15 protein-coding genes are annotated in these 21883 nt (G+C 47.8%); 13 read left to right on the forward strand and 2 right to left on the reverse strand.

Annotation, left to right across the window (positions count from 1 at the left end):
• Positions 1-17 precede the first annotated feature (17 nt).
• Complete coding sequence (locus CI959_RS06120) at positions 18-2069, forward strand: beta-L-arabinofuranosidase domain-containing protein (protein ID WP_005859834.1); 2052 nt, start codon at positions 18-20, stop codon at positions 2067-2069.
• Between the two features lie 86 nt (positions 2070-2155).
• Here the strand turns inward: CI959_RS06120 and CI959_RS06125 are convergent, their stop codons facing one another.
• Positions 2156-3655: a potassium/proton antiporter gene (locus CI959_RS06125; protein WP_009275279.1), complete on the reverse strand. Its 1500-nt coding sequence runs from the start codon at positions 3653-3655 to the stop codon at positions 2156-2158.
• A 220-nt stretch (positions 3656-3875) separates the two neighbouring features.
• Here CI959_RS06125 and CI959_RS06130 point away from each other — a divergent pair, with 220 nt between their 5' ends.
• From CI959_RS06130 to gldN, 12 genes are all read left to right on the forward strand, one after another.
• Entirely contained in the window at positions 3876-6536 is a 2661-nt protein-coding gene (locus CI959_RS06130) for a transglutaminase domain-containing protein (protein ID WP_226766573.1), read from the forward strand.
• Positions 6537-6858: 322 nt separating this feature from the next.
• Positions 6859-7959: an efflux RND transporter periplasmic adaptor subunit gene (locus CI959_RS06135; protein WP_034526630.1), complete on the forward strand. Its 1101-nt coding sequence runs from the start codon at positions 6859-6861 to the stop codon at positions 7957-7959.
• A gap of 11 nt (positions 7960-7970) precedes the next feature.
• On the forward strand, positions 7971-11006 hold the full coding sequence (locus tag CI959_RS06140; RefSeq protein ID WP_005859844.1) for an efflux RND transporter permease subunit: 3036 nt from the start codon (positions 7971-7973) through the stop codon (positions 11004-11006).
• 11 nt (positions 11007-11017) lie between these two features.
• A complete protein-coding gene (locus tag CI959_RS06145; protein WP_005859846.1) occupies positions 11018-12361 on the forward strand; it encodes a TolC family protein in 1344 nt (447 codons plus the stop codon).
• 200 nt (positions 12362-12561) lie between these two features.
• Positions 12562-13353: an O-methyltransferase gene (locus CI959_RS06150; protein ID WP_057316279.1), complete on the forward strand. Its 792-nt coding sequence runs from the start codon at positions 12562-12564 to the stop codon at positions 13351-13353.
• Positions 13354-13372: 19 nt separating this feature from the next.
• Positions 13373-13936 (forward strand): cob(I)yrinic acid a,c-diamide adenosyltransferase, encoded by a 564-nt coding sequence (locus tag CI959_RS06155; protein WP_005859850.1) that lies wholly within the window; start codon positions 13373-13375, stop codon positions 13934-13936.
• A 71-nt stretch (positions 13937-14007) separates the two neighbouring features.
• Complete coding sequence (locus CI959_RS06160) at positions 14008-14229, forward strand: DUF2795 domain-containing protein (RefSeq protein ID WP_005633363.1); 222 nt, start codon at positions 14008-14010, stop codon at positions 14227-14229.
• Positions 14230-14376: 147 nt separating this feature from the next.
• A complete protein-coding gene (locus CI959_RS06165; protein ID WP_008772936.1) occupies positions 14377-15324 on the forward strand; it encodes a type IX secretion system membrane protein PorP/SprF in 948 nt (315 codons plus the stop codon).
• A 3-nt stretch (positions 15325-15327) separates the two neighbouring features.
• Positions 15328-16755 (forward strand): SUMF1/EgtB/PvdO family nonheme iron enzyme, encoded by a 1428-nt coding sequence (locus CI959_RS06170; RefSeq protein ID WP_005863265.1) that lies wholly within the window; start codon positions 15328-15330, stop codon positions 16753-16755.
• A gap of 51 nt (positions 16756-16806) precedes the next feature.
• Positions 16807-17898, forward strand: a complete 1092-nt coding sequence (gene gldL, locus CI959_RS06175; protein ID WP_008777735.1) for a gliding motility protein GldL — start codon at positions 16807-16809, stop codon at positions 17896-17898.
• 6 nt (positions 17899-17904) lie between these two features.
• On the forward strand, positions 17905-19473 hold the full coding sequence (gldM, locus tag CI959_RS06180) for a gliding motility protein GldM (protein ID WP_005859860.1): 1569 nt from the start codon (positions 17905-17907) through the stop codon (positions 19471-19473).
• 10 nt (positions 19474-19483) lie between these two features.
• Positions 19484-20575 (forward strand): gliding motility protein GldN, encoded by a 1092-nt coding sequence (gene gldN, locus CI959_RS06185; RefSeq protein WP_009275273.1) that lies wholly within the window; start codon positions 19484-19486, stop codon positions 20573-20575.
• 118 nt (positions 20576-20693) lie between these two features.
• Here the strand turns inward: gldN and CI959_RS06190 are convergent, their stop codons facing one another.
• A complete protein-coding gene (locus tag CI959_RS06190) occupies positions 20694-21881 on the reverse strand; it encodes a DUF418 domain-containing protein (protein WP_009275272.1) in 1188 nt (395 codons plus the stop codon).
• Positions 21882-21883: the final 2 nt, after the last annotated feature.

The following is a 21883-nucleotide window of genomic DNA, read 5'->3' on the forward strand; positions in this document are numbered from 1 at the left end:
TACTAATTTACTAACTTATGAAACTTCTTCCTAAAATATTAGCATTATCGCTCGCTATGGTCGTTACCACTTCCGTAGCGGCCAATCAGCTTGCTAATGAAAAAACAGCTATCTCTGTTAATTACAAAAACAACCGTTATCCGTTGCTACAGAAACCTTACATAGAATTACCGATCGGTTCTATCCGGCCTACCGGCTGGATGCAGGAGCAATTAGTACGGATGAAGAACGGCATGACTGGAAACTTGGATCAAGTATACGAGAAAGTCATGGGCCCTCGTAATGGTTGGCTAGGTGGTGATGGTGACGTATGGGAACGTGGCCCTTATTGGATAGACGGTCTTCTTCCACTAGCCTATATACTCAATGATCAAGCGCTTATCGATAAGGTAAAGCCATGGGTCGAATGGACCTTGGCTTCCCAAAAGCCCAACGGCTATTTCGGACCGGATACAGACCGGAGTTACGAACCGGGATTACAACGGGACAATTCCCGGGATTGGTGGCCTAAGATGGTGATGATGAAAGTAATGCAACAATATTACTCAGCCACAGGCGATACACGGGTCATTGATTTCTTTACTCGATATTTTAAATACCAATTAGCCGAGTTGCCTCAAAACCCACTAGGTAAATGGACCTTTTGGGGAGAGCAAAGAGGGGGTGATAATTTAATGGTCGTCTATTGGCTATATAATATCACAGGCGACAAGTTCTTATTGGATTTAGGAGAGTTGATTCACAAACAGACGTTTAACTGGACGGATATCTTCTTAAATCAAGATCATCTATCCCGCCAACTCAGTTTGCACTGTGTCAATCTGGCGCAAGGCTTCAAGGAACCGGTTGTTTATTATCAACAGAATCAAGATCCGAAACAGATATGCGCCGTTAAGAAAGCGGTAAAGGATATACATAATACGATCGGTCTCCCGACCGGGCTTTGGGGTGGCGACGAACTACTTCGTTTCGGTGAGCCGACTACCGGTTCCGAATTATGTACCGCCGTGGAGATGATGTTCTCATTGGAAGAGATGCTGGAAATTACAGGGGATGTTCAATGGGCCGATTATCTGGAGCGAGTGGCCTACAACGCATTGCCGACTCAAGTGACAGATGATTACTCTGCCCGTCAATATTATCAGCAAACCAACCAAGTAGCCGTTACTCGTGAGTGGCGTAATTTCTCCACGCCACACGATGATACGGATATCTTATTCGGAGAACTTACGGGTTATCCTTGTTGTACCTCAAACTTACATCAAGGCTGGCCTAAATTAGTTCAAAACCTTTGGTACGCTACGGCGGATAATGGTATAGCCGCTCTTGTATACGCACCTTCGAGTGTCAAAGCTAAGGTAGCCAACGGAGTGACCGTGCAAATCGAGGAAGAGACCGCTTATCCGTTTGACGAGACTCTGCATTTTAAATTCGCTTTCGAGGATAAAAAAATAAAGAGAGCCTTCTTCCCTTTCCATATTCGCATCCCAGCATGGTGTAATCAGCCGGTGATCAAACTGAACGGAGAGAATGTCGTCGTGGATGCATATCCCGGGGAGATCGCCCGTATCAACCGGGAATGGAAACAAGGTGATGTCCTAACCGTTGAACTCCCAATGCAAGTAGCGGCCAGCCGTTGGTACGGAGGCAGTGCGGTAATCGAACGGGGGCCATTGGTTTATGCCTTGAAGATGAACGAGAAATGGGAGAAGAAGACATTTGAAGGAGAGAAGGCGGCTCAATACGGTAACTGGTATTATCAAGTGACTTCAGATTCTCCTTGGAACTATGCGCTTACACATAAATCCTTGGAACCAGACCAAATCAACGACAACTTTGTCGTAGAGAAAACGAAAGTGACTACCGACTATCCTTGGAACATAGAGAATGCCCCGATTACAATCAAGGCGAAAGGCAAACGTCTTAATGGGTGGTCTTTATATAGAGGTTCCTCTGGTTCTATCTCGTATTTTACCCAGCAAGGCAATGATATGGGCGACGAAGAAAGCATCGAGTTAATCCCTTATGGCTGTACCACTTTACGTATAACTGAATTTCCGGTACGGTAAAAATAATGTACCAATATGCCAATGCTTATTCTACACAAATAGATCTGCATTGGCATATTGGCACATTCCCCCATTGGCACATTATTTCAATTCTTCTTCATCGTATAATCCTTCACCCCCAAGGAATCATACGCCTGCAAAAGCGCCTCGTCATTATCGGAGATCATTAACAACTTGTCGTTCTCCTTTAATTCCGTATTTCCTTTCGGGATGAAATAGCGGCCTTCCCGTTTCACCATTACCGCCAAGGTATGATCGGGTAAAGTCAGCTGCATCAATTTATTTCCATGGGATAATACCGCCGGGGTAATATCGATCTCGCTCATAGCGCTCTTGATCTCCTCGGGAAGCTCGATGCCAAACTCATCCTTTCGTTCCGGCTCATCCACCATATCCAGCCATTTAGCGGCTTGGGTAACCGTGGTTCCTTGAATCAGCAAAGAAAGAATCGTGATAAAAAATACGATATTAAAGAACATACCGGCATGCTCGATCCCGGCGATCATCGGGTAAGTAGCGAAAATAATAGGAACCGCCCCGCGTAATCCCACCCATGAGATATACAGTTTACCTTTGAAGGAGAAATTCTTATAAGGTATCAAGCAAAGGAACACGCTAATCGGACGGGCGATCAAGATCATAAAGACTCCCACCATAACACCTACACCCGTCACCGGTAATAACTCATGCGGGTTCACTAGCAAGCCTAACGTAAGGAACATCACGATCTGCCACAACCAAGCGAAACCGTCAAAGAACGTCCCCATACTTTTCTTGTGAACAATCTTAGCGTTACCAACCACCAAACCAGCGATATAAACCGCTAAATAGCCATTACCCTTACATAAGGTCGTAGCGGCGAAGGTGAAGAAAGCCGTAGCCAATAAAAGGATCGGATACAAAGACTCGTTATCTATATCGATCTTATTGATAATCAACACAGCCAGTCTCCCCAATAAGAAACCGGCGATAGCTCCCACCGATAATTGAATGACCAAGGATAGCCCGGCCTCCCAAATATTCATACCTCCGCTTTGTATGTAAGCGATCAGAAGCAAGGTAAGCATATAAGCCATCGGGTCATTACTACCACTCTCCAGCTCCAAGGTAGGACGCAGACGCTCTTTCAAATAAACCCCTTTACTGCGCAAGATGGAGAAAACCGAGGCTGAGTCCGTAGAGGACATGACCGCCGCCAGCAATAAAGATTCCGGGAAAGTCAACGTAACATATTTGCCAAATAAACCAAATAACCAATAGATAAACCCGCCCGTGATAAAGGTCGTAGCCAACACCCCGAGCGTAGCCAATACCACACCTTGCGAGGCGATAGGTTTGACCTCCGCAACTTTCGTGTCCATACCACCCGAGAACAAGATGATACTCAACGCCAACATGCCGATAAACTGGGCTACATTCGGATCGCTGAACTGGATGCCCAGACCATCGCTGCCAAACAACATTCCCACACCAAGGAACAACAACAAAGCGGGTAAGCCGAAACGATAACCGGCCTTACCTGCGAATATACTAAAAAACAGGATCACCGAGGCTATTAATAGCACTTGCTCAGGATTTTGAAACATACGCAAAACGGGTTTTATGATTAGTGATTTGATACTTTGTCACAAAGTTCGTAAACTTTTTGCAATTATAATCACACAAAAAGAAGAAATCCGGTCCCAAATTTACAGGAAGACCAGATTTATTCTTTCTATAGAAAAACAAATCTTTCTTACAAATTGTTCGAGAATTTTTCTATCTCGCATAGAATCATTACTTTTGGCAAACATACATATCCGCTTTATGAACAAAAAACATCTATTTGCGCTGTTGTTCACATTACTCGTATGGACGAGCTGTAACAACCAACAACATTTTATTACCGACGCCGCTTACCGAGCTGAGGTTGAGAACGATTTCCAAGCGAAACAGGCCGCTCTGCCTAACGGAAACCTTTTCGCAGTATTTAACGATCAAATGACTCCCGAAGAGAGGGAGGCGTTAACCTTCATGTACGCCTATATGCCGATTGGAGACATCACGGACTATAGTGGCGATTTCTATTTGAAAAACATCCGTTCCTCTTTCCAAGCACGGAATGAGATGCCTTGGGGCGATAGCATCCCAGAGGATATCTTCCGCCATTTCGTATTGCCGGTACGAATCAACAATGAGAATCTGGATGAAAGCCGCATGGTTTTCTTTGATGAGTTGAAAGACCGGGTGAAGGGTCTCTCGTTGTACGACGCCGTACTGGAAGTGAATCACTGGTGTCATGAGAAGGTTATCTATACTCCTTCCGATGGGCGCACAAGTTCCCCTTTGGCATCCGTGAAGACCGCCTACGGTCGTTGCGGCGAGGAGTCTACCTTCACGGTAGCCGCTTTACGTTCCGTGGGTATCCCCGCACGTCAGGTATATACACCTCGCTGGGCGCATACGGATGATAACCACGCATGGGTAGAAGCTTGGGTGAATGGTAAATGGTATTTCTTCGGCGCTTGCGAGCCCGAACCGGTATTGAATCTGGGTTGGTTCAACGGCCCTGCTTACCGGGGTATGTTGATGCATACGAAAGTATTCGGTAAATACAATGGCCCGGAGGATGTCATGGAACGTACCGATGGGTATACCGAGATCAACGTGATCGATAATTACGCACCTTCGGCTAAAGCTGTTATCACGGTTACGGATGCCAATGGCAAGCCGGTAAAGGACGCTTTGGTAGAATTCAAGATTTATAACTATGCCGAGTTTAACAGTGTAGCCCGCAAGAAGACGGACGCAGATGGCAAATGCTCATTATCCGCCGGAAAAGGGGATATGCTGGTATGGGCCAGCAAAGATGGCAAGTTCGGCTACAGCAAGGTCTCTTTCGGCAAGGACGGAGAGGTTACGATCGCCTTGAATAAGAAACCGGGAGATGTGGAGACGATCGCCCTAGATATCGTACCACCGGTAGACGGCTCTATCCCCGCAGAAGTTACACCGGAGCAAAAGGAGGCGAACGCCAAACGTTTATTGGAAGAAGACGCTATCCGTAATAAATATGTAGCTACTTTCTATACGGAAGAGAAAGCAGAGGCTTTAGCGAAAGAATTGGGTATCGACCCGATGAAGACGGAGGATTTCATGATCGGTAGCCGTGGTAACTGGATGGAGATCGAGAAGTTCTTACGGGAGACTCCCGCCGAGAAGCGTGCGCAAGCGATGGCTTTATTGGATGTCGTATCCGCTAAGGATCTACGTGATACACCTGCGTCTGTCTTCGCGGACCATTTAAACAATACGCCGGCCGTTCAAAGCGAATGGTTCAATGAATATATCATGAATCCTCGTGTGGCCAATGAGTTCCTGACTCCTTATAAGAGTTTCTTCGCTGCAAACATTGAGCCTTCCCTTGCGAAACAAGCCGTAGAGAATCCACAGGCATTGGTGGATTGGGTGAAGAATAACGTCTCCATTAACGACGCGCTAAACGCACAACGTATTCCGATCATGCCGATGGGTGTATGGAAATCCCGCATCGCTGATAAGGGCTCCCGTAATATCTTCTTCGTGGCCGTGGCTCGTAGCTTAGGTATTCCGGCACGTATCGAGCCGGTAGCCCGCAAGATCCAGTACTTCAAGGACAACGCTTGGGTAGACGTCGATTTCGAGGCTGCCGTACAGACGACCGCTAAACAAGGCAAGGTAATCGCTTCTTACCAACCAATCAAGGCGCTGCAAGACCCGAAATATTACAGTCACTTCACGATCGCCAAGGTTTTGCCGAACGGTACTTTACAGACCTTGAATTTCGAGAGAGGCGGTAATGTGGATATGGGCTTGGGAGATACTTGGAGCGGATTACTGAAGAAACCGTTATCCATGGATGAAGGTAATTATATGTTAGTGACCGGTACTCGTATGGCAAACGGTAGCGTATTGGCCGAGATCGAGTTTTTCAATGTGGAGGCAGACAAGACCACCCCGATCCAATTGGAGATGCGCGAAAGCAAGGACGAGATACAGGTGATCGGTAATTTCAACTCCGAGAATAAATTCAAACGTGCGGACAACGGCGAGGAAACTAGCTTGCTAGCTACTACCGGACGTGGCTACTATATCGTAGCGCTTCTAGGCTCCCGCCAAGAACCGACAAACCATGCGATGCGTGATATCGCCGCCGTGAAGAAGGAACTGGAGGATTGGGGACGAGGCATCGTGCTTCTCTTCCCGGACGAGAAAGGCTATAAGAACTTCGATCCGAAAGAGTTCGGCGATTTACCGGGCACGATCACATACGGTCTGGATATCGACGGGGCGATCCAAAAGGAGATGGCTACAGCGATGAAATTGCAAAACGCCAATACCTTGCCGATCTTCTTGATCGCCGATACGTTCAATCGTGTCGTATTTGTCTCTCAAGGCTATACAATTGGCTTGGGCGAGCAGTTAATGAAAGTCATACATAAGCTATAACAGATCGTTTCACAAGTGTGATCTGATCTTTTCACCCATGTGAAACGATCGGATCACGGCTGTGAAACGTTCTTTTCACATAGGTGAAAAGATCTATACGACAGGAGACACTCATTTCTTCTACCACAAACCGATCAGACTTCCTCCCTAGATTCGTTTTAATTCCCTTATTTTTCCCGTTCTTCCCAATCGGGGATTCATCTCTCAAAAAAATAATATCTTTGATTAAACCTTTTTACGAAAGGAGAGTCTAAACTTGCGTTTAGTTATATATTTTGGAGTAACGAGTGTAAATTATCAGTAAATACCATACGAGAACATGATGACAAAGAGAGCGAAATGGGGAGTTACGGCGGCTATCTTATTAATGATAGCGGGAATGATCGCTTACCCTCAATTGAAAAACAAGTTCAAGGCATCCCAAGATGCCGCTTCCGTCGTACCCACATCGGGCACGAGCCTGCGAAACCAGACACTTAACATCAACGCCGAGGTATTGAAATACCAATCATTAACCGATAAGATCATGAGTACCGGAAGTACCCTTCCGGACGAAGAGGTGGATTTGGCTTTCGAGTCTTCCGGTAAGGTGGTAGCCATCTATTTCACGGAAGGTAGCCACGTAAAGGCGGGCGATCTGTTGGCTAAAATCAATGACAAGCCGCTGCAAGCCCAGCTAAAGAAGCTGGAAGCCCAAGTTCCTTTAGCCAAGGATCGTGTCTATCGCCAACGCACCTTGCTGGAGAAAGACGCCGTCAGCCAAGAAGCCTACGAGCAAGTAGCCACCGAATATGAGAAGCTAATGGCGGATATCGAGCTAGTCAAAGCGAATATCGCCCAGACAGAGCTTCGGGCTCCTTTCGACGGGATCATCGGACTTCGCTCCGTGAGTGAGGGCGCGTACGTTACTTCCTCCTCTTCCGTAATCGCGAAGTTGACCAAGATATCCCCGTTGAAAATCGAGTTCTCCATTCCCGAGAGCTACGCGGCCGAGGTACAAGACGGAACCCCGATCCTGTTCCGCATGGAGAAAAACGGTATGATGCAGAACTATAAGGCGACCGTTTACGCTGTGGAAAGCAAGGTCGACATGGCGACCCGTACCTTGAAAGTACGTGCCACTTACCCGAATCCGGGCGAGAATATCTTACCCGGCCGTTATACCTCCGTCGAGATCAGCAAGCGGGAGATCAAGGACGCTTTAGCCATCCCCAGCGAGGCCGTTATCCCCGAGATGGGAAAAGACATCGTTTACTTATATAAGAACGGCGTGGCCGAGCCTCAAGAGATCACGATCGGTATACGAACCGAGAGCCGTGTACAGGTATTGCAAGGGTTGAATGTGGGCGATACGCTGATCACGTCCGGCGTGATGCAGTTACGTACCGGCATGAAAGTTTCTATTGATAACTTGACTGAATAAGGAGAAGAACGATGGCAAATATTTCAGAAACCAGTATAAACCGGCCCGTACTCTCGACAGTGATGATGCTGGTCATCCTCCTGTTCGGCTTTATCGGTTACCGGTTCCTTGGCGTCCGGGAGTTCCCGAGCGTAGACCAGCCGATTATCTCGGTCAATGTATCTTATCCCGGAGCGAACGCAGACGTGATCATGAACCAGATCACCGAGCCGTTGGAGCAGAATATCAACGGTATCCCGGGTATCCGTTCATTGAGTAGCGTGAGTAGCCAAGGCAGCAGCCGCATCACGGTAGAGTTTGAGTTGTCCGTGGATATGGAAACGGCGGCGAACGATGTACGTGATAAGGTATCTCGTGCCCAACGCTACCTTCCCCGCGACTGCGACCCACCTACGGTATCGAAAGCGGACGCCGACGCCTCCCCGATCATGCAGATCGCCATCCGAAGTAACAAACGCTCGTTGATGGAGTTGAGCGAGATCGCCGAGCTAACGGTGAAAGAGCGTTTGCAGACCATCGAGAACGTGAGTGGCGTGGATATCTGGGGACAAAAACGATATTCCATGCGCCTATGGCTGGACCCGATCAAGATGGCAGGTTACGGAGTGACCCCGATGGACGTGAAAAACGCTGTCGATAACGAGAACGTGGAACTTCCCTCCGGTAGTATCGAGGGTAATACGATCTCCTTATCTATCCGTACCTTAGGATTGATGCATACCGCCAAGGAGTTCAACGATTTAATCATCAAGGAAGACAACAACAATATCGTACGCTTCAGCGATGTCGGACGTGCGGAGGTAGCTCCCGAGGACTTGCGGAGCTTACTGAAGAAGAACGGCGAGCCAATGGTTATGACCGTTATCATCCCCCAACCGGGAGCCAACCATATCGAGATCGCCGACGAAGCCTACAAGCGTATCGAGCAATTACAAAAAGACCTGCCGGAAGATGTCACGATCGAGATGATGTATGACAACACCCGCTTTATCCGGGCCTCTATCGGCGAGGTACAACAGACGATCTACGAGGCTTTCCTCTTGGTCGTATTGATTATCTTCTTGTTCCTCCGCGACTGGCGGGTCACGCTGGTTCCTGTCGTCGTTATCCCCGTATCGTTGGTAGGAGCTTTCTTCGTGATGTATATCTCCGGATTCTCCGTCAACGTATTGACGATGTTGGCGGTCGTGCTCTCGGTCGGTCTGGTGGTAGACGACGCGATCGTGGTGGCGGAGAATATATATGTACGCATCGAGCAAGGCATGTCACCGAAAGAGGCGGGTATCGAAGGATCGAAAGAGATCTTCTTCGCCGTGGTATCTACCACGATCACCCTGATCTCCGTATTCTTGCCGATCGTGTTTATGGAAGGTATGACGGGGCGCTTATTCAAGGAGTTCAGTATCGTGATCGCCGGTTCGGTCGCTATCTCCTCGTTCGTGGCCCTTACGTTTACACCGATGTTGGCTACCAAGCTATTGAAGAGGAGAGAGAAGAAAAACTGGTTCTATCGGAAGACCGAGCCGTTCTTCGAGGGATTGAACACGATCTACGCCAAGTCGTTGAACGCATTCTTGAACCATAAGATATGGTCGATCCCTATCGTTATCCTTCTTTTCGGATCGATCGGGTACTTCTGGAAGAACATTCGTTCCGAGTTATCGCCTTTGGAGGACCGTTCCATGATCTCCGTGAATATGCGCGGGCCGGAAGGGGCTACCTTCGAGTTTATCCGCGACTACGCGGACCGTATCGAGCAAATAGCCGACTCCATCGCTCCCGAGAAGCAATCCATCATGACCCGCTCGTGGGAAGGAGGAGGTTCGCTAAACCTCATATTAAGCGATATCAAGGAACGGGAACGCTCGCAAATGGAGATCGCCGAGACCTTGTCGAAAGAAGTCCGCAAAGAGACCTTGGCCCGCGCCTTCGTACAACAGCAATCCACCTTCGGCGGACGCCGGGGCGGTATGCCTATCCAATACGTATTGCAGGCCCCGACCTTGGATAAACTGCAAGAGTTCCTGCCCACGTTTATGCAAAAGGTGAACGAGAGCCCGGTCTTCCAGATGGCGGACGTGAACTTGCGCTTCACCAAGCCGGAGGCACGTATCGAGATCGACCGGGATAAGGCTTCCTTATTGGGCGTCAGCACCCGCAACATCGCCCAGACCTTGCAATATGCGTTGAGCGGACAGCGTATGGGCTACTTCTATATGAATGGTAAGCAATACCAGATATTGGGCGAGATCAACCGCCAGCAACGAAATACCCCTGTCGATTTAAAATCGATCTATGTACGTAGTAACAATGGGGAAATGATCCAGTTGGATAACTTGGTTAAGGTTACGGAAAACGTGGCGCCGCCCCAATTGTATCGCTATAACCGTTTCGTATCAGCGACGGTTTCCAGTGGATTGAATAAAGGATACACGATCGGCGATGGCCTGGACGAGATGGACCGTATCGCCTCGGAGGTGCTGGATGGTAGCTTCCGCACCGCTCTTTCCGGCGAGTCGAAAGAGTTCCGTGAGAGTTCTTCCAGTTTGATGTTCGCCATGATCTTGGCCTTGCTGATGATTTATTTGGTGTTGGCCGCCCAGTTCGAGAGTTTCAAGGATCCGTTGGTAGTGATGTTCACCGTACCTTTGGCTATCGCCGGTGCGCTGATGTTCATGAGCTATTCGGGTATCACGATGAATATATTCAGCCAGATCGGTATCATTATGTTGATTGGTTTGGTGGCGAAGAACGGTATCTTGATCGTAGAGTTCGCCAATCAGCGGCAAGAGTCGGGACTTAGTTTGCCGGAAGCGATCCGCTCGTCCGCGACCCAGCGTCTGCGCCCGATCTTGATGACTAGCGTATCCACCATCCTCGGTTTGGTGCCATTGGTATACGCTACGGGCGAGGGTGCCCAAGGGCGTATCGCCATGGGTGTAGCGGTAGTAGGCGGAATGTTGGTATCGACCTTCTTGACCCTGTTTATCGTACCGGCCATGTATTCGTTTATATCCACCAACCGAAAAAAGAACATTACTGAATAATAAATAAACACATGAATAAGTACCTATATACATTACTATTGGCCTTCTCTTCCCTCTTTATGGCGGAGGCGCAGCAACTATTCGATCTGAAACGGTGTATCGAAACCGGATTAGAGCAGAACTACTCCATCCGTATCATTCGTAACGAGCAACAGATCAGCGACAATAACGCCACCCCGGGAAACGCCGGTTATCTGCCTACCGTAGATATGAGCGGTGGATTCAGCGGAAATATCAATAACAACCGTAACAGCCTGCAAGACGGATCGATCGAGAAGGCGAATGGTATAAACAGCGAGACGGGCAACGTCGGACTAAACGTTAACTGGACGGTTTTCGACGGTTTCGGTATCCAAGCCGAATACTCTCGCTTGAAAGAATTACAGCGAATGGGGGAATTGAACACCCGCATGACCATCGAGGATTTCGTAGCCAACCTTTCCAGCGAGTACTACAACCTGATCCGGCAGAAAATCCGTTTGCGTAACCTCCGTTCCACCTTGGATCTTTCCAAGGAGCGTTTACGGATCGTGGAAGAACGGTATTATATCGGCTCCATGTCCCGTCTGGACTTGCAACAGGCTCAAGTGGACTTCAACTCGGATAGCTCCAAGGTATTAAACCAATTGGAGGTCGTGCATACCTCCCGTATCCGCCTGAACGAGTTAATGGCATTAAATAATGTGGAGGAGGAAATCCAGATCAAGGACTCCTTGATCTACCCGAACCCGTTCCTCGACGAGGTAGATCTATGGAAGAATACCCTCGAAGCCAACGCCTCGCTCCTGATCGCCCAAAAGAACCAGACGTTGTCTCAGCTTGATTATAAAAAGGTAAAAAGCCGCTATTATCCCTATGTCAAGCTAAACGCAGGCTACGGCTACACGGCAAACTGGACGGAAGTAGGCAATTACGACCTCCAACAACGGCTGGGGCTTAATTACGGCGTGACCATCGGTATGAGCCTCTTCGACGGTTTCAACCGGAAACGTGAGCAACGCAACGCCCGCATCCAAATCGAGAACCAGCAATTGCGCATCCAAGAACTGGAACTTGCCCTGCGTGCGGACATGAGCAACTTCTGGATGGCCTATAAAAACAACCTCGACCTATGGAGCCTAGAGAAAGAGAACCTCGTAGCCGCCCAAGAGAACTACCGGATTGCCATCGACCGCTATAAACTCGGCGAGTTGTCTGGTATCGAATTGCGTGAGGCACAAAACAGTCTGCTGGAAGCGGAGGAGCGTCTTTCCGTGGCGGAATACTCCACCAAGATCTGTGAGATCTCGCTGCTTCAGTTAAGCGGACAGATATTAACCTATATCCGCCCCGAGCCGGAGAAAGCCAGTTTCTAGGATAAAGGCCAATGCCACGCCTATGGCACGACTGTGCCACTGCGATGGCACGCTGGTGCCACCGTTATGGCACGGGTGTGCCATCCGCATGGCACAAGTCATTATAACCCCGTTTAATGACTAGAGGCTTATGCTAATTGCGTTTTTTTATGTAAGTTCGCGGTAAATGGCAAGGTCTCATTGCCCAATGACAAAAAGAAATGCAAATACTACCAAAGGTTAATACATTACGAAAAGGATCGCTCTTGTACCGCAGCATCCGTTACCGTAAAGGATTCGGAGTACATTCGCCTTTCGTTTTTAACCTCATCACGAAGGTCATCGAGGAAAAATGCTCTTATTATAGTTTCTATGATATAGAGCTTTTACGTAAGCAGTTATTATTCAAGGAAGGAGAGATCACCTATCCAGACCGGCAGAACAAAGGGAAACGAAAGACCCGTTCCATCAGCGAGATCGTAAAACGGGAATCCATCCGGCCCAAGCATGGCGCCTTATTATTCCGTTTGGCAAACTATTTCAAGTCCAAGAATATCCTCCAGATAGGAACCACGATGGGGTTGTCTACCTTATATCTAACCTCCTATGCCACGGGATTGAGATGTATCGCCTTGGAAAATGTACCGGAATTCGCCACGATCGCCCGTCAAGCATTCGCTAAAGAGGGACGTAATCCCATCGATTTGCGTATCGGTAATTATAAGGACTTGCTTCCCCAAGCCTTAAATGACATAAATAGCTTAGATTTTGTTTTTTTCAACACTTTATATGAACAACATAACAACCTCTGGCTGTTTAATGAATGTATGAGATATGCGCACAACGACACGGTATTCGTTTTTGAGGGAATCAAGGCGAGCCGTAAGATGCGTGAACTTTGGGAAGAGATCTGCGCATGTCCGGAAGTGACGGTCACCTTAGATCTTTACTCGCTAGGGATTGTCTTGTTCAACAAGAAATTGCACAAACGAGATTATATTGTTTATTTTTAGGATTCAAAACAAGTCAGATATGAAGAAGAGTATTATCTATACCAGAACAGGCGATAAAGGAACCACTTCACTGGTAGGTGGACAACGCGTGTCGAAAGCGCACGATCGGATCGAGAGCTATGGCACCGTAGATGAGCTGAACTCCTTTATCGGATTATTAATCACGGCCTTGAATGATGAGAAAGATACTGATTTCTTATCATTCATCCAGCATAAGCTATTCACGATCGGTTCTTACCTAGCCACGGATCAAGCGACCACGGAATTGAAAATCGAGAGCAAGGTAACGCCCGAGAGCATCGAGCGTATCGAGCGGGAGATAGACCGTCTGGATAACGAGCTGCCGAAAATGCATGCGTTCATCCTACCGGGAGGATGCCGCTCGGCCGCCCTCGCACACGTTTGCCGCACCGTTTGCCGTCGTGCCGAGCGACAAATCTATCGCTTGGCCGAGAATTGCCCCGTTGAGGAGCCTGTATTGATATTTATGAACCGTTTATCGGATTATTTCTTCGTTCTGGCACGAAAAGAATGCATAAATAATAACGGTAAAGAAATTATTTGGGATTATACTTGCGTATAATAAATAAAGTCATATTTTCGCGGAAAAATAGAGAACCAAATCGCTTCGGCGGTTATTAATACTTGACAGCTATGTATTGGACATTAGAGTTAGCTTCAAAATTGGAAGACGCACCCTGGCCTGCGACTAAGGATGAACTTATTGACTATGCACAACGTTCTGGTGCGCCATTAGAAGTGATTGAGAATTTGCAGGAAATGGAAGATGAAGGCGAGATTTACGAATGCATGGAAGACATCTGGCCGGATTATCCAAGTAAAGAAGACTTCTTCTTTAACGAGGAAGAATACTAGTTCAATTGAGAATTGAAAATTGAAAATTAAGAAATAGAAGAACGAGGTGGCGGACGATCGAGTTCCCCTGCCTCGTTGTTTTTTTGTGAAAATACAATTTATCCGGATTTGCTGCGTTTGTAGTTACAACGTGAAGTGAATGTTTAAATGAGAAGACGTCTTCTTTCGATCTTGATCCTTTTGTGTACTTGTGCGGGAATCGTACGGGCGCAATATGATGCACGCTTAAGTCAATACTTCATGGCGAAACCGTATTATAACCCGGCCGTGGCCGGAGCTACGGAGGACTTGAATATATTGGCTCTCGCCCGCTTGGAAATGATCGGCGTACATGGGGCACCCAAGTCGTTCTTCATTACCGCGGATATGCCACTCACTTTAGGCAAGACGAATCACGGTGTCGGATTGGTTGTATTTACCGAGGCAATCGGGCTTTTCCAGAATACGCATGTAGGGGCGCAATACGCCTATAAGTATAAATTATTCGGGGGAGTCTTGAGCGGCGGTCTGCAAATCGGCTTAGTCAACCAATCGTTCGACGGAACCAAGGTGATAAAGGTTGAGTCCGAATACCATCAAGAGACCGACGCCGCCATTCCTGTAGAGCAGGTCAGCGGCATGGGGTTGGATATGAACTTCGGTATTTACTATACCCATAAACGGTTTTACGCCGGGTTTGGCATGACGCATATCACCCAACCGGAGCTTCAACTGGACGAGAACGCCTATACCTATATAGGTCGTTCACTTAATTTAATGGGTGGATACAATATTCAATTAAAGAATCCGTTGATAGAATTACAGCCCTCGGTGTTCTTGCTGACAGACATGCAAAGTTTTCATGCGGATATTACCGCTAGGCTGGAATATAATAAGATGTTTAATGGTGGTTTTTCCTATCGGGTGAATGAATCGGTGGGCATCATGTTCGGCGTAAAGCTAGGTCGTTTCCATGCGGGTTACGCCTTTGATTTCCCGACCACGGCCCTAGGCCGGGCAAGTAGCGGTAGCCACGAGCTATGTGTCAAGTATGCCTTAAAGCTGAACAAGACGAAGACAGGGAAAAATAGACATAAAAGTGTACGTATATTATAGTATATGAAAAAAGTATTATTAGTACTTGTAACGGTAGCCTTGCTTACCTCCTGCGGTAAATCTCTCCGGAGTGCCGGCGGTGAGGTGACAGGTGTCAGATCGGTAGCGTTCAATGAACCAGCGCCGTATGGAATGGTCTTGGTTAAAAGAGGTTCGTTCGAGATGGGTCCCGCCGACAAGGATTCCTTGTGGGGAATCATGCCGGAGACGAAAGGGGTCTCTTTCGACGCGTTCTGGATGGATCAGACAGAGGTAACGAACGCCAAATATCGCCAGTTCGTTTATTATGTGAGAGACTCTATTATCCGTGAACGCTTGGCGGACCCGGCTTATGGAGGCAACGATCTGTTCAAGATCACGGAAGACCGTTACGGGGAGCCTGTCACTCCGCATTTGGACTGGAACCGTCCGATTCCTTGGAGACGGGCGAACGAGGATGAGCAACGTGCGATAGAAAGTGTCTATTACACGAATCCCGTTACCGGAGAGAAAGGTTTGGACCCTAAACAAATGATCTATAAATACGAGTGGTACGACTATACCGCCGCCGCCCTCCGCAAGAATCAATTGAACCCGGCGGACCGGGTTCGTAATACGGATATTCAGGTAGATCCGAACGAGGTAGTCATGATCTCCAAGGACACCGCTTACATCGATGATGAAGGACGTGTAATCAACGAGACGATCACCCGCCCGTTAAGCAGCGAATGGGATTTCTTGAATACCCGTATCGTCAATATCTACCCGGACGAGAATTGCTGGGTGAACGATTTCAAGAATGCGTACAACGAGCCATATACCCGTATGTATTTCTCTCATCCGGGTTACGATGATTATCCCGTAGTCGGTGTTTCTTGGGAACAAGCGACTGCCTTCTGCGTATGGCGTACGAATTTATACAAAGAATCCTTGAGCTTGCCACCGGGACAATTGGTAGAGCCATTCCGTCTTCCGTCCGAAGGAGAATGGGAATATGCCGCCCGTACAGGTAAGAACGAGAATAAGTTCCCTTGGTCTACCGACGAGCTTCAAGACAGCAAAGGCTGTTTCTTGGGTAACTTCAAGCCGGGTAAAGGTAATTATACGGAGGATGGCCATTTGATTACGTCTCGTGTAGGCTCTTTCGCCCCGAATGAGTTCGGGTTATACGATATGGCAGGAAACGTGGCGGAATGGACCTCAACGTCTTACTCCGAGTCTGGCCCGAGCCAAATGAGCGACATGAACCCGGATCTGCGTTACAACGCCGCCAAGAACGATCCCTACGCCATGAAAAAGAAAGTAGTGCGAGGAGGTTCTTGGAAAGATGTCTCACAATTTATCCGTTCGGACATGCGTACTTTCGAGTTCCAGAACGAGAGCCGTTCTTACATCGGTTTCCGTTGCGCACGTACCCAAATAGGATTCTCTCGCTCCAAGGGAAAGAAATAAGCGGGAATTATAAATTTAAAGTTTTGAATCATTTAAGACAATAATACGACGATGGGAAAATATAGAAGATATAAAAACAGACTGGAGATGTTCCTCTCCAGCGAAAGAGGAAAACGAGTATTGAACTTCCTGTATAGTTGGGGTGCGTCCATCGTAATCCTCGGTGCGTTATTTAAGTTATTACATATACCATACGCTAACCAAATCCTGTTCGTGGCGATGATCACCGAGTCTATCGTATTCTTTATCTCGGCGTTCGAGCATCCGAACAAGGAGTATCATTGGGAAGATGTTTTCCCCGTATTGAAATCAAAGAACCCGATGGATCGTCCGGATTTCACCGGTACGCCGATCTCAACCATGATCAATTCTACGGATAATGTAGAAGACGATGAGATAGCCGGGGGAATAAATATCGGTTCGGCAGCGTCTAAGGCGAACGCGCAAAGAGGTGGTTCCTTGAATATCGCAGGTAATCTGGACGTGACGGAAGAAGATACCAAGAACTTATCCGAGAGCATCAAGAAATTAAGCGGAGCGGCCGAGCAAATTTCCAAGATGGCGGAATTGACGGAAGCTACCCAAAAATATCTGGAGCAATTATCTGGCATGTCTGAGAACATGGAGCGTTTCAGCCAAGTGACTAATTCGCTTACGAACGTATCCGATACACTGTTGAACTCTTATAAGAGTATCACGGATAATTCCGATGGCATCAACCAAAACTCCCGTGGTTACGTACACCAGATGGAACAATTGAACCGTAATGTATCCGGATTGAATACCATCTATGAGATCCAGTTGAAGAGTATCAGTTCGCAGATCGAATCTATCGAACACATCAATAGTGGCTTGAATCGTATCCGTGAGATGTATGACGGATCGGTGGTAGATAGTTCCGTATTCCGTAACGAGACGGAAAAGATGACTCGCCAACTGGCCGAATTGAACCAAGTATACAGTCGTTTATTGCAAGCGATGACCGTGAATATGGGCTACCAACAACCGGCGCAGCCGCAACAACAACCTCAACAACCGATGTATCAGCAGCCACAACAGCCCGGTTACCAACAGCAATATCAGCAACCCTATGGTTACCAACAGCAACAACAGGCTCCGTATACAAACAACCCAATGAAGTAAAGAAATATGGCAGGAATATCAAATAATCCCAATTCTCCCCGTCAGCGGATGATCAACCTGATGTATCTGGTGTTCATCGCCATGATGGCACTGAACGTGTCGTCGGAGGTGCTGGATGGTTTTGAGTTGGTGGAAGGTAGCTTGCGAACCTCTATCGATAACTCCTCCCGCCGAAACAAGATTGTAGCGGACGAGATGGAAGCTTATTACCAAGAGAATCCCCAGAAAGTGGGTGAGTGGGCATTGAAGGCCCGTGAGGTGAAAAGAGCCTCAGATAGCCTCTATACGTATATACAAGATTTAAAGATCCGTATCGCTAAGGTAGCTGATGGCGAGAATGCCAACGTAAACAGCATCGAGCATAAGGATGATTTGGAAGCCGCCTCCCGTGTAATGCTCTCTCCTGTAAGCGGAGAAGGTAAAAAGCTGAGAGCGGAAATTGATAAGTACCGTATCTGGATGGGCGGCTTTATCGAAGATTCGGCGAAGACTGCCGTATTGGAGGCGAACCTAAGCACGACTCCCCCTCATAAAGCGGGGATCAATACCCGTACTTGGGAAGAGGCTTTGTTCGAGAATATGCCGGTAGCGGCGGCTGTTACCCTGTTAACAAAAATGCAAAGTGACGTTCGCTACGCCGAAGGTGAGGTCTTATCGAACTTATTGAATAGCGTAGACGTTGGCGATTACCGCGTGAACCAGATCACGGCGCAAGTAATACCGGAAAGCCAGATCGTAATGCGAGGAAGCCAGTACAAGGCGAATATCGTATTATCGGCGGTAGACTCTACGAAACGTCCTACGATCTATGTAAACGGAAAAGAATTACCTTACGAGAATAAAGGAGTCTTCACGGTGAATACCGGAGCTGCCGGGACATTCCCGATCAAAGGTTATATCGAGATGCCGAATAGCGACGGCAGCATCATGCGCCGGGATTTCGAGAGCGAGTATTTCGTGACCGAGCCGACAGCTACCGTGGCACCGACATTGATGAACGTATTATATGCCGGTATCGCCAACCCGATGCGTATCGCCGTCCCGGGTGTACCGAGCGGTAATGTGACAGCTACCATGACGAACGGCACATTAACCCGCAGCAAGGATGGTTGGGAAGCCCGCCCGTCTAAAGTAGGGACGGAAGCCGTGATCACGGTCAACGCTCGCATGGCGGATGGCCGGAACATAGAGATGGCAAAGACTACCTTCCGCGTGCGTGCCCTCCCCGATCCCCTACCTTATATCGAGTATAAGGATCAAAACGGTAACGTCCGTAAGTTCAAGGGAGGTATGATCGCCAAACGTAGTTTGGTAGAGGCTGACGGTATTCTGGCCGCTATCGACGATGATTTGCTAAATGTAAAATATACGGTATTACGTTTTGAGCTGACTTTCTTCGACTCCATGGGTAACGCTATCCCGGAAGTGGCCGAAGGAACCAACTTCTCGCAACGTCAGAAAAACTATATCCGCAATTTAAGTAAGGGTAAACGTTTTTATATCACCCGTGTAGTTGCGAAAGGTCCGGACGGTATCGAACGTACCATACCGACTATCGAAGTAATCGTAAATTAAGATTCGCAGTATGAAACATCTGTATTACATAGCCGCTTTGGCCGCCACTTTTTTAACAGCGATGCCTCTTCATGCGCAAGAAGAAGTTGAGAACGAAGCTACGCAGCAACAACAAACGCGTCGCCGTTCGCCTCAAGCCAGCCGTGGGGAAAGAAACGATAAGAAAGATACCGGTTTACCCGAACTGACCGTACGGGCCCAAGATATGAACGAGCGTTTGACGCAAGAGATCGGGAACGCTCGCTGGATGCGTATTATCTACCGGCAGGTGGACTTGATGAAAGAGCAGAACGCTCCGCTTTATTACCCGACCCGCCCGATGAACGGACAGATGAATCTTTTCTCCGTAATCTTCCAGCTTTTAGGTGAGAACAAGATCAAGGCTTATGAGTATCTGGACGGATACGAGGAATTTGACGAAGCCCATTTGATCAACTTCAAGGATTTGCTGGATCGCTTCTACATCCTTTATGAGGAGATACCGGGGAGAGCGGGTGAGGAACCGACTTTCGTAATCAATGAAAGCGATATACCTGCAGCCGACGTGCGGTCTTACTATGTAAAAGAAGCATGGTATTTCGACCAGAATAATTCCGCTTTTGATGTCAAGATATTGGCGATTTGCCCGATCCTTACCTCTACAGGTGATATGGGAGAGACAACCATGCCTATGTTCTGGCTGCCTTACGAGAACATACGTCCGTATATCAGCAATTCATACATCATGACGTCTAATATGAATAACGCCATGACTTTTACGATGGATGACTATTTCCGTCGCCGGATGTTCGAGGGGGATATCATCAAGACCCAAAACTTGATGAATCTGCCATTGCAGGCGTATTGCCCGACACCGGATTCCTTAAAGAACGAGCAAGCTCGTATCGAAGGTCAATTAACCAGCTTTGAGAAATCACTCTGGTATCAACCGGATACGACTCAAGTAGCGGTAGACAGCAAAGCCGCGAAGAAAGCAGCCAAGAGAAGTGCCCGGAAAGACAAAGGCTCCACCAAGGAGGCCGCTCCAGAGAAAGCTGCTAAAGTAAAAGCGCCGAAAGCAGAGAAATCTGCCCCTGTGCGCAGTGTACGACGCAGAAGATAAAAAGAAGCACATATGCCTGTCATAGAGTAGAATCTATGATAGCTAAGAGAGCCTAATCTATGATAGGAAAGAGAACCTCGTCTCTGCCTTGCCATAGATTAGGCTCTCTTACATATTTCTACTTAGAACCTACCCATGTCCATTTATGCCAAATACCTTCCAACGGCCCATGTTTATGTCTTTCTGCCCACCATTTACAGAAGCGTACTTGCAAGAAGAAAAAGACGATACCGATGAACATACTGACCGTATAACCGCAGTAAGGAGCCAAATTCAAGCCGATCGGGAAATAGATCAACGCACCGAAAAAGGATTGCGACACGTAATTCGTCAAACTCATCTTCCCATACGAGCGCAAGACGGAAGTGAAACGCCTAAAGCCCTCCCATTGGTACAGTAACACGAAAGAGGAGACCAATACAAACGTGAAAGCGAATTTCTGCCACATATCAAGGACGACCCCGGCTGTCTGACGCACGATAGCGCTATCCGCCGTATCCATCAACAATACTTTCAGTTGGTATAAAGGACCGAAAGCAATTGCGGTAATTATCAAAGTCTTTATCCAAAAACGGGAATTCTCCTCCGAGGAGATAAATAGCTTCCTGCGCCCGATCAACATTCCCAGCATAAACAACCCGCAGGTCTGTACATACCGGCCGGCACCAACAGCCCAGAGCAAACTAGCCTTTTGTCCTAACGTCACGTTCTGCCAGATGAAATTCCATAAATCCCCCCGCTTGGTATGCTCCGCCATCTCTGAGTACATCTCCCCTACTCCTAAATTGGGTAATTGGTAATCCGGATTAAACAGGCTAGCGATATAATGATACCACTCCACCGGCTGCAATAAAAAGATAATAGCCGTTATCAAGACAGCCTTATCGCTCCATTTACGCACGATAAACAAAACAACGCCCACGATCGCATACAGCAGCAAAACATCGCCTGCCGGATAAAAAGCGGCGTTCAACGTAGCGAAGATCGTCAACAGCAGTAATCTCCAAAGGAAGCGGTAACCGAAGTCTTTTCCCTTCGCCTGCTGGTTCGAATACTGTATATAAAAGGTAAAACCAAATAACAAGGCAAAGATAGAATACGATTTCCCGGCAAACAAAGCGAATACCACCGTAAACACGCCTTCATTCAATACGTTCAACCATCCCGGCAGCGTAGCCGGGTCCGGATAGACCGGATAGATAAAATGTTCCACATTATGCACTAATAAGATTGCCAAGACAGCGAATCCACGTAGCGCATCCACCACCTCTACACGAGGTGACTTAGAGATTGTTGTTTGTTGCATAC

The organism is Parabacteroides sp. AT13 (assembly GCF_002272965.1).
Taxonomy (GTDB): Bacteria; Bacteroidota; Bacteroidia; order Bacteroidales; family Tannerellaceae; genus Parabacteroides; species Parabacteroides distasonis.